Source organism: Ciceribacter ferrooxidans, assembly GCF_004137355.1.
Lineage (GTDB): Bacteria > Pseudomonadota > Alphaproteobacteria > Rhizobiales > Rhizobiaceae > Allorhizobium > Allorhizobium ferrooxidans.
This window is the reverse complement of the sequence record NZ_SDVB01000311.1, coordinates 422,192-438,430: the sequence shown is the minus strand read 5'-3', so window position 1 is coordinate 438,430 and position 16,239 is coordinate 422,192. Positions and strand designations below refer to the sequence as shown.

General features: G+C 61.2%; 13 protein-coding genes. 7 read left to right on the top strand and 6 right to left on the bottom strand.

The features are described from left to right. Window positions 1–301: 301 nt before the first annotated feature. From lhpI to EUU22_RS22145, 4 genes are all read left to right on the top strand, one after another. Entirely contained in the window at window positions 302–1,252 is a 951-nt protein-coding gene (gene lhpI, locus EUU22_RS22160) for a bifunctional Delta(1)-pyrroline-2-carboxylate/Delta(1)-piperideine-2-carboxylate reductase (RefSeq protein ID WP_129334124.1), read from the top strand. 124 nt (window positions 1,253–1,376) lie between these two features. Beyond that, window positions 1,377–3,836, top strand: a complete 2,460-nt coding sequence (gene hrpB / locus EUU22_RS22155) for an ATP-dependent helicase HrpB (RefSeq protein WP_129334123.1) — start codon at window positions 1,377–1,379, stop codon at window positions 3,834–3,836. Window positions 3,837–3,875: 39 nt separating this feature from the next. Continuing rightward, entirely contained in the window at window positions 3,876–5,177 is a 1,302-nt protein-coding gene (locus EUU22_RS22150) for an ActS/PrrB/RegB family redox-sensitive histidine kinase (RefSeq protein ID WP_129334163.1), read from the top strand. Between the two features lie 76 nt (window positions 5,178–5,253). Next, window positions 5,254–5,844: an ActR/PrrA/RegA family redox response regulator transcription factor gene (locus EUU22_RS22145; protein WP_129334122.1), complete on the top strand. Its 591-nt coding sequence runs from the start codon at window positions 5,254–5,256 to the stop codon at window positions 5,842–5,844. A gap of 7 nt (window positions 5,845–5,851) precedes the next feature. Here the strand turns inward: EUU22_RS22145 and EUU22_RS22140 are convergent, their stop codons facing one another. Continuing rightward, window positions 5,852–6,340, bottom strand: coding sequence for an MmcB family DNA repair protein (locus tag EUU22_RS22140; RefSeq protein ID WP_129334121.1), 489 nt, complete (start codon window positions 6,338–6,340; stop codon window positions 5,852–5,854). A gap of 174 nt (window positions 6,341–6,514) precedes the next feature. On the opposite strand from EUU22_RS22140, the gene EUU22_RS22135 reads away from it, so the two are divergent. Continuing rightward, entirely contained in the window at window positions 6,515–7,180 is a 666-nt protein-coding gene (locus tag EUU22_RS22135; RefSeq protein ID WP_129334162.1) for a L,D-transpeptidase, read from the top strand. An 81-nt stretch (window positions 7,181–7,261) separates the two neighbouring features. Here EUU22_RS22135 and EUU22_RS22130 read toward each other — a convergent pair whose 3' ends face one another. From EUU22_RS22130 to hslV, 5 genes are all read right to left on the bottom strand, one after another. After that, entirely contained in the window at window positions 7,262–9,433 is a 2,172-nt protein-coding gene (locus EUU22_RS22130; protein ID WP_129334120.1) for a malate synthase G, read from the bottom strand. 110 nt (window positions 9,434–9,543) lie between these two features. Beyond that, on the bottom strand, window positions 9,544–11,547 hold the full coding sequence (locus EUU22_RS22125; RefSeq protein WP_129334119.1) for a hydantoinase/oxoprolinase N-terminal domain-containing protein: 2,004 nt from the start codon (window positions 11,545–11,547) through the stop codon (window positions 9,544–9,546). Window positions 11,548–11,674: 127 nt separating this feature from the next. Next, entirely contained in the window at window positions 11,675–12,589 is a 915-nt protein-coding gene (locus tag EUU22_RS22120; protein WP_129334161.1) for a DUF1402 family protein, read from the bottom strand. Window positions 12,590–12,769: 180 nt separating this feature from the next. Further along, on the bottom strand, window positions 12,770–14,068 hold the full coding sequence (hslU, locus tag EUU22_RS22115) for an ATP-dependent protease ATPase subunit HslU (protein ID WP_129334118.1): 1,299 nt from the start codon (window positions 14,066–14,068) through the stop codon (window positions 12,770–12,772). Between the two features lie 38 nt (window positions 14,069–14,106). Next, on the bottom strand, window positions 14,107–14,667 hold the full coding sequence (hslV, locus tag EUU22_RS22110) for an ATP-dependent protease subunit HslV (RefSeq protein WP_129334117.1): 561 nt from the start codon (window positions 14,665–14,667) through the stop codon (window positions 14,107–14,109). Between the two features lie 204 nt (window positions 14,668–14,871). On the opposite strand from hslV, the gene hisB reads away from it, so the two are divergent. Both hisB and hisH read left to right on the top strand, forming a co-directional pair. Beyond that, window positions 14,872–15,480, top strand: coding sequence for an imidazoleglycerol-phosphate dehydratase HisB (gene hisB / locus EUU22_RS22105; protein WP_129334116.1), 609 nt, complete (start codon window positions 14,872–14,874; stop codon window positions 15,478–15,480). Window positions 15,481–15,581: 101 nt separating this feature from the next. Further along, on the top strand, window positions 15,582–16,232 hold the full coding sequence (gene hisH, locus EUU22_RS22100) for an imidazole glycerol phosphate synthase subunit HisH (protein ID WP_129334115.1): 651 nt from the start codon (window positions 15,582–15,584) through the stop codon (window positions 16,230–16,232). Window positions 16,233–16,239 lie beyond the last annotated feature (7 nt).

Genomic DNA, 16,239 nt, shown 5'->3' with positions numbered 1-16,239 from the left:
AGTGATTTCTACAGAACGAAGGACATCGTCGCCAGCAGCGCCGCCGCCCTCGTCAGTGAGCGGATGTATAATCCTACCCCCTCAAACAAGTCAACAACCCCCTTCCCATTTTTTTGAAGAATTTTCCAAGCGCTTGAAAAACAACAGAATTTTCGATTTCACCAAGCCAAACACGCAAAACCATACCCAGACAGACAACACAACCAACCAAACCAACCCAAACAACCACGCCCAGACTTTTCCCTTCCTCACACAAGAACCCATTGATAGTGTCCCGCCAGCTATCGAACGGAGTGAAATCATGCTGGTTCTGGACGAACAACAGACAAGCCGCGCCCTGCCCTGGCCCGAACTGATCGGCGCAATCGAGCGGATCTTCGCAGGCGGGTGCGTGGTCCCGGTCCGCCATCACCTGGATGTCGCTGTGCCCGGAGAACGCGATGCGACCCTCCTCATGATGCCGGCCTGGATCCCCGGTGAATATATAGGAGTGAAGCTGCTGTCCGTTTTTCCGGACAACCATCTGCGATCCCTGCCGGCGATCTTCGGTACCTATCTCCTCTCGTCCGGCAAAACCGGGGAGATGCTCGCGGTCATCGAGGGCGGCGAGTTGACGGCACGCCGGACGGCAGCGACCTCGGCGCTTGCTGCCCGCTACCTCGCGCGCGAGGACGCGGAGGAGATGCTCGTCGTCGGCACGGGACGGCTTTCGCTCAATCTCATTCAGGCGCATGCCGTGACCCGTCCGCTCAAGCGCTTCCGGGTCTGGGGCCGTAACGGCGAAAAAGCCGCGGCGATCGTAGCCGAGGCGCGTGCACTGGGTTACGACGCATCTGTTGCGGCCGACCTCGAGGCCGCCAGCCGAAGGGCTGACCTCATCTCATGTTGCACCTTGTCCAATGAACCTCTCATTCGGGGTGCCTGGCTGAAGCCCGGCGCTCACCTCGATCTCGTCGGGGCTTTCAAGCCGTCAATGCGGGAAACCGACGACGAAGCGGTCAGCCGGGCCGAAATCTTCGTCGATACGCGCGCCGGGGCACTCAGCGAAGGCGGCGATCTCGTGCAACCGCTCAATGCGGGCGTCATCGGCGAGAGCGATATACGGGCCGAGCTGGCCGAACTCGTACGCGGTGACGCGAAAGGCCGTAGCAACGCATCGGCGATCACGCTCTTCAAGTCCGTCGGGGCGGCGCTCGAAGACCTCGCCGGCGCCGTGCTCGCCTATGAATACGCCTCTCGCGGCAAGACTTGACAGAGAGCCAGGCGTTTCACGTGAATCTCATTACGTCCGGAAAAAACTGGAGTCTGGAAAAAACGTCATCTAGAGCAGAGGCGACACATCGGCCGAACGGGTGCGCTCTCATCCGAACAGACATATGACCTCAAGACTGCCTTCACTGCCGATCTGCAATGTACTCGCCGAGGTCGACGCGGCTCTCTCCTCGGCCGGACGTGCCGTGCTTTCGGCTCCCCCCGGCGCCGGCAAGACGACGGTCGTTCCGTTGCATCTCCTCGAAAGCTCCTGGCGAGCCGACGGACGCATCATCCTCCTCGAACCACGGCGACTAGCCGCCAGAGCCGCCGCCGGGCGCATGGCCGAGCTGCTCGGTGAAACCGTCGGCGAGACCGTCGGCTATCGCATGCGACTCGACAATCGTGTCTCCGTACACACGAAGATCGAGGTGGTGACGGAAGGTGTGTTCGCCCGGATGATCCTCGACGATCCGGAGCTCGAAGGTGTGGCGGCCGTCCTCTTCGACGAGTTTCACGAACGTTCTCTCGATGCCGATTTCGGGCTGGCGCTGGCGCTCGACACGCGATCGGCGCTGCGGCCGGATCTGCGAATCCTGGTGATGTCGGCAACGCTCGACACGGCACGGATCGCCGATCTGCTCGACAATCCCCCTGTGATCGTCAGCGAGGGACGCAGCTTTCCAGTCGATATACGTTATCGCGACCGTCCGGGCGGCGTACGCGTCGAAGATGCGGTCACGGACGCGATCTTCGACGCGTACGCCTCAGAGGCAGGCTCGATCCTCGCCTTCCTCCCCGGACAAGCGGAGATTCATCGCGTTGCGGAGCGGCTCAAGGGGCGCTTGGGAGCGGGCGTCTTCGTGACGCCTCTTTACGGCAACATGACGCAGAAGGAACAGGATGAGGCGATACGGCCGGCCCGTCCGGGCACCCGGAAGGTCGTCCTTGCCACGTCGATCGCCGAAACCTCGATTACCATTGATGGCGTGCGCATCGTGATCGACAGCGGGCTGCAGCGGCTTCCCGTCTTCGAGGCCGCAACGGGAATCACCCGGCTCGAAACCGTTCGCGTCTCCCGCGCGTCGGCGGACCAGAGAGCAGGACGCGCCGGCCGAACAGAGCCCGGAATCGCAATCCGTCTCTGGCATGCCGGACAGACAGCCGCCCTTCCCGCCTTCACTCCGCCGGAAATTCTGGCAAGCGATCTCTCTGGCTTCCTTCTCGACATGATACACTGGGGCGTCCAAGACCCCGCCATGCTGTCCTTCCTCGACCCTCCTCCGACTGCCGCTCTCCAGGAAGCACGCACGATGCTGACCCTGCTCGAAGCGCTTGATCAGCAGGGACGATTGACGGCGAAGGGGCGGACGATGCGTGAAATCGGTCTGCCACCGCGCCTCGCGGCAATGGTGATTGCGGCCGCCGCCAGCGGGCGCGCCCTTCAGGCGGCTATGCTTGCGGTTCTTCTCACCGAACAGGGACTCGGCGGAGCCGGCATCGACCTCGATGAACGTTTGCGCGGGTTTGCCGCGGATGGTGGAACACGTGCCACGGCAGCACGAAAGCTCGCAACCCGGATCGCGGGGAACATCGGTGGCAAAGCGCGCGCCGATACTCCCGCGACCGCCGGTCAGCTGTTACTCCACGCCTTTCCTGACCGCGTGGCCCTGCAGCGTGGCGGGCGTGGCCGCTTCGTCATGACGAACGGGCGCGGGGCGGAAATCCCGGATACCGAAGGACTTGCGGGCGCGCAAATGCTGGTCATCGCCGATCTTACGGGACGGGCGGCACAGGGACGAGTTCTCGCCGCGGCACAGGTCAGCCGTGCCGACGTCGAGGAGCAACTCGCGGACACAATCAGACGCAGCCAGGAATGCTTCTTCGATGCTGGGAGCGGCAAGGTTCGCGCCCGACGGGTCGTTCGACTTGGCGCGATCCTCCTGGAGGAGTCACCCTTACCGAAGCCTTCGGGCGAAGCGGCGGCCGATGCCCTCGCCGCCGGCGTGCGGCAAACCGGAATCAACGCCCTTCCCTTCTCGAAGGAAGGCGCGCAGTTGCGCCAAAGGATCGGCTTTCTGCATCGGACATTAGGGGAGCCGTGGCCGGATGTCGGCGATGACGCGCTGGCGGCGCGGCTCGATGAATGGTTCACGCCTTTCCAGCGCGGCGTGCTCGGTCTCGATCAGATCGATCCCGGCGGCCTGACCGAGGGCCTGCGTACATTGGTCCCGCATGGCATGCTGCGTGACCTCGATCGACTGGCGCCGACGCATTTTCGCGCGCCGACCGGACAGAACCACCCGATTCATTACGACGGTGACGAACCGAAAGCATCGCTGCGCGTCCAGGAGCTTTTCGGGCTTCGCCAGCACCCCACGATCGGCGGCAAGCTGCCGTTATTGCTCGAGCTGACTTCTCCTGCACACAGACCGATCCAGACGACCCGCGACTTGCCGGGGTTCTGGGCCGGCTCATGGAAGGACGTGCGCGCCGATATGCGAGGCCGCTATCCAAAGCATCCTTGGCCGGAGAACCCCGAGGAGGCAGAGGCAACGACACGGGCAAAACCCCGTGGTACGTAGAGCATGAACGACAAAGACGAGAAACCGAGGGCGAAGAAAATGGTCGGGGCTGACATCGAAACCCTAATGGCGCCGTCCAGCCGACGGCTGCGGCTGCAAACGCTCGTGCGGCTGCGGTGGGTCGCCGTGCTGGGGCAGACCGTTACCGTGCTCATCGTCGCTTTCTGGCTGCAGTTTCCGTTACCTGTGCTCGCTTGCGTACTGCTGATCGGTGCACTCGCCGTGGCCAACGCCTTGCTGGCCGCCGCTTTCCCTTCGACCCACCGGTTGGAGCCGCTCTCTGCATTCGCGGTGCTCGGCCTCGACCTCCTGCAACTCGGCGCGCTTCTCTTCATCACCGGAGGTCTGGCAAACCCCTTCTCCCCCTTGATCTGTGTGCCTGTCATCATCTCATTCGCGTCGCAGCCGCCAAGGCACTCTCTCGCGCTTTTGACGCTCGCCATGGCGACCATTACCGCTCTCGCCTTTTCGCCCTATCCGCTTCCGTGGTACCCGGGCGAGACACTGAAAATCCTGCCGGTGATGCAGGTCGGAACCTGGTTCGGCATCGTCTCGATGATGGGCTTTGCGGCCTTTTACGCCTATCGTGTTTCCCAGGAAGCCTCCTTGCTCGCCGATGCGCTTTCCGCGACGGAGCTCGTCCTGCAATGGGAAAAGCACCTTTCCCAGCTGGACGGTCTGGCCGCCGCCGCTGCGCACGAACTCGGCACACCGCTTGCGACCATAAGCGTCGTTGCGCGAGAGATGGAAAAAGAGCTCGGCGAAGACGAACGATTTGGCGAGGATGTCCATCTGCTCCGGAGCCAGAGCGAACGCTGCCGCGATATCCTGCGACGCCTGACGACGCTGCCCTCGGCAAACGAGGCGCACATGAGCCGCCTTCCCCTGTCCTCCATGATCGAAGAGGTCCTGGCGCCTCACCGCGAGTTCGGAATCAAGCTCGAACTCGTCGAAAAAGCCGAACGCGCAACAGAGCCGGTCGGCTTACGCAATGCCGGAATTCTCTACGGTCTCGGCAATCTGGTCGAGAACGCCCTCGATTTCGCTCGAAGCAAGGTCACGGTGACCGTCGGTCACGACAGCGACAAGGTGACGATCGTGATCGAGGACGACGGTCAAGGCTTCTCACAGGACATTCTGCAGCGGATCGGAGAACCATATGTCAGCAGCCGAGCGCGGGAAAATCGCGCCGGCGGCCTCGGCCTCGGCCTCTTCATCGCCAAAACGCTGCTGGAGCGCTCCGGCGCGAAATTACGCTTCGAAAATCGAAGCGACCAGCCGGGTGCCCGGATTTCGATCGTCTGGCCGCGGCGCCTGATGGACACCGCAGCCACAAAATGACTTTACCGTCCATGCATAAGTGTCCATAACGCAAGGGCAAGTTTCGACCAGAACACCCCTGCAGGGATGTCAGCTCATGACTGAGAATGCTCCATCCAACGCTCAGAGCCCCTCGGGCAAGGCAGCAAGCGACACGCTCGGACCCGATCCCAGCCTCTTGATCGTCGACGACGACGTACCGTTTCTGCGTCGCCTTGCGCGCGCGATGGAGTCGCGTGGGTTTGCCGTTGACATCGCAGCGTCGGTTGCCGAGGGCATCGCCAAGTCCAAGGCTGCACCGCCGAAATATGCGGTCGTCGACCTTCGCCTCGGAGACGGTAATGGTCTCGACGTTATCCAGGCGATAAGGGAACGGCGCGACGACACCCGAATTGTGGTCCTGACCGGCTATGGTAACATCGCCACCGCTGTGACAGCGGTGAAGCTCGGCGCGCTGGACTATCTGGCCAAGCCTGCCGACGCCGACGACATATACCACTCGCTCACCCAGCGCCCTGGCGAGAAAGCCGAAGTGCCGGAAAATCCGATGTCTGCCGATCGTGTCCGGTGGGAACATATTCAGCGGGTTTATGAGAACTGCGATCGCAACGTCTCTGAAACAGCACGGCGACTGAACATGCACCGCCGCACACTGCAGCGCATTCTCGCGAAGCGGGCGCCGAAATAGCGACTGATCAGGATTCGATGCTCTGTCGAGAGGCGGCCCACTCCGCCATCATAAGGCGCTGTGCGGCCGTCCTGGAGAAATTGAGCATCATTGCCTTGCGGGTCGCGGGAGCCAGACGGTGTTCGGGCGCATCGCGGACGATATGCGCGCCGTAACCGTCGGAAAGCAGGAGCCCACAATCCTCCGGAAAGATGTCGAGCGGCACTTCGCCATGTGTGGCGAAGAACAGGCGATCGCAATGCGCCCTGTAATCCGGCCATTTCCGGTCGACGCGGAAATCCTCGATCGACGACTTGATTTCGATAATCCAGAGCTCCCCCTTTTCCGACAGGCTCACCAGATCTGCACGCCGGCCGCTCGACAGTGAAAGTTCGGGCAACACGGCCTGGCGCATGTCACTCAGAAGTACCTGCACGCCACGGCGGACGAGCAGTGCCCGCTCCGACTGGCGCCCGTCGATTAACGGGTTGTTAACGGCAATCGAAAGAATGGTCATTGATACTGCCGATTGGGAACAAAGGCATGTTGCAAAAAAGCAATGCCGCGTCATTTTGCAACGCCAAACAGATTTGGCGCCGACGGCACTCTTGCCAACACCAGCTTAATTCAAAATAAACCATATTCAAAGATGGTTGGGCTGACCATCATCCCCGCAAAACACGAGTTCTCCATGCGCCTCCGCAATGCTCTCACTGTGTTCGGTCTCGTGGCCACGATGGCCCTCACCGGCTGCTCCACAACGTCCGAATCCGGCAAGCCCGGAACCGAAACGGCAACGGCAAAGATCTTCAGCGATTCCTATGGCAAAGTGACCGACGCGGGCTATGCCCTCCCGGCGATCCCGATCGAGAAGGTGAACAAGAAATTCCACCGTCAGATCGTTTCCTATCAGACGAAGGAAAAAGCGGGCACGATCGTCGTCGATACCCGCGAACGCTTCCTCTACTACGTCCTGCCGAATGGCAAGGCGATCCGCTACGGCATCGGTGTCGGTAAACAGGGCTTTGCGTGGCAGGGCGAGGCCTATATCGCTTGGAAACAGGCCTGGCCTACATGGCATCCCCCGAAGGAGATGGCCGCACGCAAGCCGGAAGTCGCCAAGTATGTCGAGGATGGCATGGAGCCCGGCGTCCGCAACCCACTCGGTGCACGCGCCCTCTACCTCTTCAACGACAAGGGACAGGATACGCTGTTCCGTCTCCACGGCACCCCAGAATGGGCCTCGATCGGAACCGCCGCATCCTCCGGCTGCATTCGCCTGATGAACCAGGACATCATGGATCTTTATGATCGTGTGCGTCCCGGCAAGTCTGCACGGGTCGTGGTTCTCCAGTAGGGTCACGCGAGAACCGTTACCACACAGGCGAAAAAGCCGCCGGCATATGCCGGCGGCTTTATTTTTGTTCGGCGTGTCGATTCAGGCGGTAAGTCTCGCCTTGAGTTCCCGCCGCCGTCGGTGCAACACCGGCTCCGTATAGCCATTTGGCTGCTGGCGCCCCTTGAGAACGAGATCAAGCGCAGCCTGAAAGGCGATGGACTCGTCGAAGTGACCAGCCATCGGCCGATAAGCCGGATCGTCCGCATTCTGGGCATCTACGACAGCGGCCATCCTTTTCATCGTCTCGACGATCTGCTCGCGGGTGGCAACGCCGTGGTGGAACCAGTTCGCCATGTGTTGTGCCGAGATGCGAAGTGTCGCGCGGTCTTCCATGAGACCGATGTTGTTGATGTCCGGCACCTTTGAGCAGCCGACGCCCTGGTCGATCCAGCGGACGACATAACCCAAAATACCCTGCGCATTGTTGTCCAGTTCGCGCTGAATTTCTTCCGGCGTCCAATTCGGACGGACAGCAACGGGAACGGATAGAATGTCGGAAAGCTTGGCGTGCGGTCGATCTTTCAGCACGGCCTGCACATTGGCAACATTGACCTGGTGATAGTGCGTCGCATGCAGCGTCGCTGCTGTCGGCGAGGGAACCCAGGCGGTATTGGCGCCGGCCTTCGGATGCGCAATCTTCTGCTCGAGCATCGCCGCCATCATGTCGGGCATGGCCCACATGCCCTTGCCGATCTGTGCATGGCCCGAAAGGCCGCAGGCGAGGCCGACGTCGACGTTCCAATTCTCGTAGGCGGAGATCCACGTCGCCTGCTTCATGTCCCCCTTGCGGATCATCGGCCCGGCTTCCATCGAAGTGTGGATCTCGTCACCGGTGCGATCGAGGAAACCTGTATTGATGAAGACGACCCGATCCTTGGCGGCGCGGATGCATTCCTTGAGGTTGATCGTCGTGCGACGCTCCTCGTCCATGATGCCCATCTTCATCGTGTTCGGCGACATGCCGAGCACTTCTTCGACGCGCCCGAAGATCTCGCAGGCGAAGGCAACCTCTTCAGGCCCATGCATCTTGGGTTTTACGACGTACATGGAACCCTTGCGGGAATTCATCCGCCGGCCGCCGGGGCCGATATCGTGAAGCGCGATCAGCCCGGTAATCATCGCATCTATGATGCCTTCCGGAACCTCGTCGCCGTTCCGGTCAAGGATCGCCGGATTCGTCATCAGGTGACCGACGTTGCGTACAAGCATCAGAGAGCGTCCGGCGACCGACACCGGATTACCGTCAGGTGACGTGAACTCGACATCCGGATTGAGCCTGCGCGTGAAGGTGCTGCTCCCCTTCGTAACCTCCTCGGTCAGATCGCCCTTCATCAGGCCAAGCCAATTGGAATAGACGACGACCTTATCCTCCGCGTCGACCGCAGCGACCGAATCCTCGCAGTCCATGATCGTGGTGATCGCCGATTCGAGGCGTACATCATTGATGCCGGCCGGATCGCTCTTGCCGATCATCCCTGAGCGGTCGATGACGATCTCGACATGAAGACCGTTCTTGCGCAGGAAGACACTCGTCGGCGAATCCGGCGCCCCGGTATATCCGACGAATTGCTTCGGCTCGTTCAGAGCGGTCTGGCGACCATCACCCAGCCCGACGGCCAGGCTTCCGTTCGTGGAAGCAACGGATGTGACCTCCGACCACTTCCCGTCCAAGAGCGGCGCCGAGACGTCGAGAAGGTTGCGCGCCCATGCGATGACCTTCTCGCCGCGAACGGCATTATAGCCTTTGCCTTTCTCAGCCCCACCGTCCTCCGGAATCGCGTCGGTTCCGTAGAGCGCGTCATAGAGCGAACCCCAACGCGCGTTGGCGGCATTCAGGGCATAGCGGGCGTTCATGACCGGCACGACAAGCTGTGGGCCGGCGATTTCGGCAATTTCCGGATCGACATCGGCCGTCGTCACCGAGAAGTCTTCTCCCTCCGGGAGAAGGTAGCCGATCTCGCGAAGAAATTGCTCGTAGGCGCCCATGTCAGTCGGCGCACCGTTTTCGCGGTACCAGGCGTCCAGCTTCTCCTGGAGCTCGTCGCGTCGGGCGAGAAGCAGGCGGTTCTTTGGTCCGAGCTCATGCACGAGCGCCGAAAATCCGGTGAAAAACCGCTCCGGATCAGTCTCGGTCCCCGGAAGAGCCTGTTTTATCAGGAAGTCATAAAGACTCTGATCGATGGACAATCCGTGGCTCTCGACGCGGCCCATTGCATTCTCCTTAATGCGTTTGCTGCTCAGGCATGGCGCACAGGATCGCGTATTCGCACCCCTTGTCAATTGTGCATAAGTGACAAATATTCTTTCCAGTAGAGAAATAGTCAGTCGCCCGCGACGGGCGGCCGCCCGACCGCACGCGCAATCATACGGGCCTCAATCAGGCGTCGCCTGCCCTCGATCTCGGGAGCCTCGACGCTTTCTTCCACGACAACCAGCGTTGCGCTGGCTCCATTGGCGGCAACGCGTTCGCGAACGACCGTGTCGGCCCGGCGCCTCGCCTCGGCAAACGCCTCCTCCTGTTCGGTCAGTCGCAAGCTGTCGCCGCAACCGGACAATATGAAGAGACCCTCTTGCGGCGATGTAACGACGACCTCCGCCGACATCTGAACCTGCCCCACCACCGCGCCGACGGCATTTGCCACATCGGAATCCACTGGGATCGAAACAGCGGATGAGAGAATTTCGGCGATCTCCGGGTAGTAGACCCGTGCCGATGCCCCGAGTCCCACAAGGGGGCGGTCGAGCGCGAGACCAAAGCGGACGATACCATCCTTACCGGAGAGAGCGCGGTCGATCAGAACCGACCTCGCGGGATCAACTTCAGCCAGATCGTCCTCGGCAAGGCAGGTGCCGAGGACGATCTCCGCCGACCGCCGATGCAACCTCGCGACAATACGCCCAGCAAGCTCCTCCGTGGATTCCGCAATCGGACGTCCCGTGCCGTCCTTCATCCGCAGTGCAAGCCTCAGGCCGAGCTCGGCCGCCTTCCGCTCCCACTGTTCCTGCCGGCCCAAGACATGCATGGCATCCGAAGGCGTTATTCCGCAGAGATGAACGAGCCCCCTCGCTATCAGCCGATCGAGAACGGCGCCTTGTGCAGTCGACGTCAGCAGCTGATCGAGCGGGACCGGCTTGTCATCGATGCGGGCAAACAGGTTGGCCTCCTGCGGCTGGAGGCCGGCGGCCAAACTCTCCGGAACGCCAGTACGCACGGCAAACCGGCCATCGTGACGGCCCGGATGAATAGTCCGAAGCTGCCGCTCGAGCGCATCGAGCACGACATCGCCGTGAAGTGCGGCGGCGAGGCTGAGCGGTACGAGGCGTCGCGGCCCGAGTTCGATCTTCGCGCTGAGGCCGCGCTCATCGATTCGCACCTCGGAATCCCCGCCGAGGCCGTAGGTGCGCATAGCGACCGCTTCCACCATCGTACGGTGACCGCCAACGACGGCGCCATCCATATCAAGGCGCGGCTTTCCCCCGTCGAGGATGGCGACGTCGGTCGTCGTGCCTCCGATGTCGGAGATGACGGCGTCGTCCAAACCCGTGAGATAACGCGCGCCGACCAGGCTAGCCGCCGGACCCGAGAGGATCGTTTCGATCGGACGCAGCCGGGCCTCCGCCGCGGAAATCAGTGCACCATCGCCGCGCACGACCATCATAGGTGCGGAAATTCCGCGCTGCTTCGTAAACGTTTCGCAGCTCCCGATCAGGCGATCGATCATGGCGACGAGGCGCGCGTTGAGCAGGGTCGTCAGCGCACGCCGCGGGCCGCCCAGTTTTGACGACAGTTCGTGGCTGCAGGTGACCGGCAGGTCTGTAACGGCGCGGATGCGGTCTCGGACCCGGATCTCGTGGGCGGGATTGCGAACCGCGAAATAGCCGGCGACAGCGAACGAGGACACGGTCTGTCCAAGGTGCGGCAACGCATCCTCGAGCGGGCTCATGTCGAGCAGGTTCTCGTTGCCGTGTGTATCGTGTCCTCCGGAGAGAAAAATCACGGGGTCGGTCCTCAGCGCCTCCGAAAGTCCGTCTCGCTTTATGTCTGCAGGCTGGAAGCCGATCATTACAAGGCAAGTTCTGCCACCCTGCCCTTCGACCAGAGCGTTCGTCGCAAGAGTCGTCGACAGCGAGACGAGACCGATGGCATTGGCCGCAACGCCGGAAGAGCGCAGAACTTCATCGACGGAGGCCGAAATCCCGACGGCAAGATCATGACGGGTGGTCAGTGCCTTCGCCTTCGCCAGAAGTCCATCCGCCTCGCTGAAAAGAACCGCGTCGGTGTACGTTCCGCCGGTGTCGATGCCGAGCAATACTGACCTGGTCAACCGGCGCTCCAATGTCTACCGAAAGGGATCGGCGCCCGGATCCACCGGGCCCGGGTGCAGGTTCGCCTTACAAATGGCAAGTTTTGACTGGAAAGCCAAGGGGCTGCCGCCGGCTGGACCGAAGGGCTCAAAGCAGGGCCTTGAGCTCCGCCAGTCGATCGTTCACCAGCCAGCCATAATAGTTCTCCTCGGGCAGCACGGCTGCACCGCCCGCGGCATTCTTGCGGGCCAGGGCCTGTGCTCGCCCGAGCGAGTTGCCGACATTGAACAACGTTGCCGTGATGCCGGGATTGCGAGAAATGTCCATGCCCGCGATCGAGCGGTAGTCGTCGATGGACTTGCGAAGAATTGCTGCCATGAAGGCAAGCGAAATATCCGGATCCATGATGGCCTTGTAGACTCCGGCGGCGTCGCTCGCATTCAGTCGCGGGTAGCCGGACCTCTGCGCGACGAAGTCCGTGAGCATCAATGCCGTCAGCGGATTGATCTGGCCGAGCCCAAACGTCTGCCCCGCATAGAACGGCTGGAAAAAGACCGCGCTGAACCGGTTGTTCGGATAGCTTATGCCGTCGACGGAATGCCCGCGGAAGGTTTTCTCCCAGACGAGCTCGCGGCACGACCACAGGCGATAGGAGTCTGAAAGACCATCGCATTCCGAGAACTCGGGACGGCCCACGAAATCCTCGATCGACTCGTCTTCATAGCTGAAGCGGAAGCTGCTGCCTGCGTAGGACGCCGCCTTTACGTAGTAGCTCTGGAGGCGATCATAGGCATCGACGTTGTAGGTGTGTTCCCCGACAATGGCTCCGACAATATGGATCGGATCGATGCCGTAGTTGGCCGCCGTAGACTTGATCTTCGCGATCAGCTGCCGATCGGAAGCCAGAAGATCCCGTACCTTCTCGTACTTAAGATCGAAGGTCGTCTTACCGGCTTTCGTGCGCCTCACGGAAGCGCCCGGGATCGATGGTTGTTCGGCGTGGCGATTCCCTGCCGGAACGAGGACGACACCGGCACGCGCCGATGTCGGCGCCACCAGCATCAGAGCCACGACCACTGCCAGAAAGAACCGCACCACGATCCGCCTGCCCCATTGTTGTTCCATAGATCGGAACTCGACCTATGCGGCTGCTCCTCTATAAGGTGCAGCCTTCCTTGTCGACCACTGCGTTAACCATCTCTGGTTCACCACATCCGGAAATACCACAGAGATGCACAAACATCACAGGATATAGCGGGAGAGATCAGCGTCGGCGGCTATATCACCCACATGTTCGCGCACATAGCCGGAGTCGATCATGATGGACTGCCCGCCACGATCGGGCGCGTTGAAGGAGATATCGTCCAACACCCGTTCCATGACGGTCTGCAGGCGCCGGGCGCCGATGTTCTCCACAGAAGTGTTCAGGTGAACAGCGACATCCGCCAGGGCGTCGATTGCGTCCTCCGTGAAGTCGAGGTTCAACTCCTCCGTAGCCATCAGTGCCCGGTACTGGCGGATGAGACTTGCCTCCGTCTCTGTCAGGATCCGTCGGAAGTCCTCCTTCGTCAGCGGCTTCAACTCGACACGGATCGGCAGACGTCCCTGCAGTTCGGGCAAAAGATCGGATGGCTTCGCGACGTGGAAGGCACCGGACGCGATGAACAGAATATGATCCGTCTTGACCGGCCCGTACTTGGTGGACACGGTCGTACCTTCAACCAGCGGCAGCAAGTCTCGCTGGACCCCCTCACGGGAGACGCCTGCGCCGATCCCACCGTCGCGCGCGGCAATCTTGTCGATCTCGTCGAGGAACACGATCCCGTCGTTCTCGACCGACTTTACGGCTTCGCGCTGGATCAGCTCATTGTCGATCAACTTGTCGGATTCGTCGCGGATCAATTCCGGATAGGAGTTCTTGACCGTGGTGCGGACTTTCTTGGTTCGGCCCCCCATGGCCTTGCCGAACATCTCCGACAGATTGAGGATGCCCACGTTTGCTCCGGGAATTTCGAAGCCGGGCATGCCGCTGCCGGTGTCGGCGACCTCGATCTCGATCTCCTTGTCATCGAGAAGGCCGTCACGCAGCTTCTTACGGAAGCTGTCGCGCGTCGCAGGGGACGCAGTAGAGCCGACCAGCGCGTCAAGGACGCGCTCTTCTGCACTTGCATGGGCCTTCGCCTGGACCTCGGCGCGCTTCTTTTCTCGCACCAGTCCAATGCCGACTTCGACGAGATCGCGAATGATCTGCTCCACGTCGCGGCCGACATAGCCCACCTCGGTAAACTTCGTAGCTTCGACCTTGATGAAGGGGGCACCGGCAAGTTTCGCAAGTCGCCGGGAGATCTCGGTCTTGCCGACGCCGGTCGGTCCGATCATCAGGATGTTCTTCGGCATGACCTCATCACGGAGGCTCTCGTCGAGCTGCTGGCGGCGCCAGCGGTTGCGCAGTGCGATCGCGACAGCGCGCTTCGCCTCATGCTGTCCGATGATGTAACGGTCGAGTTCGGAAACGATCTCGCGGGGAGAAAATGTCGTCATAGCCCTTTTCCGTGAAATGGTGGCTTGAATGGGTGAGATCAGGTGTCGCTTGCAATCGTTTCCACGACAACATTGCCGTTCGTGTAGACGCAGATCTCCGCGGCGATCGCCATCGCGCGGCGGGCGATATCCTCAGCAGACAGTTCGGTCTCCATGAGCGCACGCGCGGCCGCGTAGGCGTAGTTGCCGCCTGAACCGATGGCGATCGCGCCGTGCTCCGGCTCGAGGACATCTCCATTCCCGGTAATTGCCAGGGTTACCGATTTGTCCGCAACCAGCATCATTGCTTCGAGGTTACGTAGATATTTGTCCGTTCGCCAGTCTTTAGCGAGCTCCACTGCGGCACGCATCAACTGCCCGGGATATTGCTCCAGCTTCTTTTCAAGTCGCTCCAGCAAGGTGAAGGCGTCTGCCGTGGCGCCAGCGAAGCCGGCGATGACATCGCCCTTGCCGATCCGCCGCACCTTTCGGGCGTTACCCTTCATGACGGTCTGGCCGAGGCTGACCTGGCCGTCGCCGGCCATCACAGCAACGCCATTCTTGCGCACGGTGATGATGGTCGTGCCATGCATGGTGCCGTATGGATTATGTTCGCTCATCTTGGAAACCGACCTGAAAGAATGAATTCATACCGGAGGGATTGCCGCCAGTGTTTGCTCTTATTTAAGTTTCCGCAGACGGATTGCAAACCGGACACGTCACCCGACCGCCAAATGCCTGTCACCGCGCTGTTTTGACGCTCTCTTCTGGATATTTGCCACAGCGCCTGATAAGGAGCACGCAGAACTTTCCGGAGTAGAACCATGTCGACTGCCGCATCGGGCCGCACTAGCACCGTCTCTCGCAAGACCAACGAGACTTCGGTTGCCGTTTCCGTTAATGTCGACGGTAGCGGCCAGTCCCGGATATCGACGGGTGTCGGTTTCTTCGACCATATGCTCGACCAGCTCTCCCGACATTCTCTCATCGACATGGATATCGAAGTCAAAGGCGATCTGCACATAGACGATCACCATACGGTCGAGGACACAGGTATCGCGCTCGGGCAGGCGATCTCGAAGGCGCTCGGCGACCGCCGCGGCATCAGCCGCTATGCGTCTATCGATCTGGCGATGGACGAAACCATGACGAAGGCGGCGATCGACGTATCGGGGCGGCCGTTCCTCGTATGGAACGTCGCCTTCAGTGCACCCAAGATCGGCACGTTCGATACGGAACTGGTCCGCGAATTCTTCCAGGCGCTTGCGCAGAACGCCGGCATCACCTTGCACGTCATGAACCATTACGGCGCCAACAATCACCATATAGCGGAAACCTGCTTCAAGGCGGTCGCCCGCGTGCTTCGCAGCGCAACGGAAATCGATCCGCGGCAGGCGAGCCGCGTCCCGTCGACCAAGGGTTCCCTGGTCTGAAAAGACAGCGTAATTGCGGTCCTGCCTTGATGTCCTCATGACCCCGCCGGATGGCCGGAGCGAAGGATGCGGTGGTGGCCACGAACAGAAGGACTAAGCCCATGCGTGTGGCGATCATCGATTACGGCTCGGGTAACCTCCGTTCAGCCACCAAGGCATTCGAGCGGGCGGCACGGGAGAGCGGAGTCGTCGCGGATGTCGAGTTGACCGACCAGCCCGAACGTGTCGCATCTGCCGACCGTATCGTCCTACCAGGCGTCGGTGCCTACGCCGACTGCCGTCGAGGGCTTGACGCGGTTGTCGGCATGACGGAAGCCCTTACCGTCGCCGTGGAAAAGAATGGGCGACCCTTTCTCGGTATCTGCGTCGGCATGCAGCTGATGTCCAGCCGCGGTCTTGAGAAAACCGTCACTCCGGGCTTTGGCTGGATCAAAGGTGACGTCATCGAGATGACACCTGGCGATCCCGCTCTGAAAATACCGCAGATCGGCTGGAACACTCTCGATCTTCGTCGACCTCACCCGCTCTTTAAGGACATTCCGACCGGTCCGGACGGCTTACATGCCTATTTCGTCCACTCGTATCATCTGGCGGCTGACAATCCCGAGGACATCGTGGCCACGACCGACTACGGCGCGCCGGTCACCGCCTTCGTCGCCCGTGACAACATGGCCGGTGCCCAGTTCCATCCGGAAAAGAGTCAAACGCTCGGCCTCAAGCTGATCGCAAACTTCCTGACCTGGGCCCCGTAAAACAGCT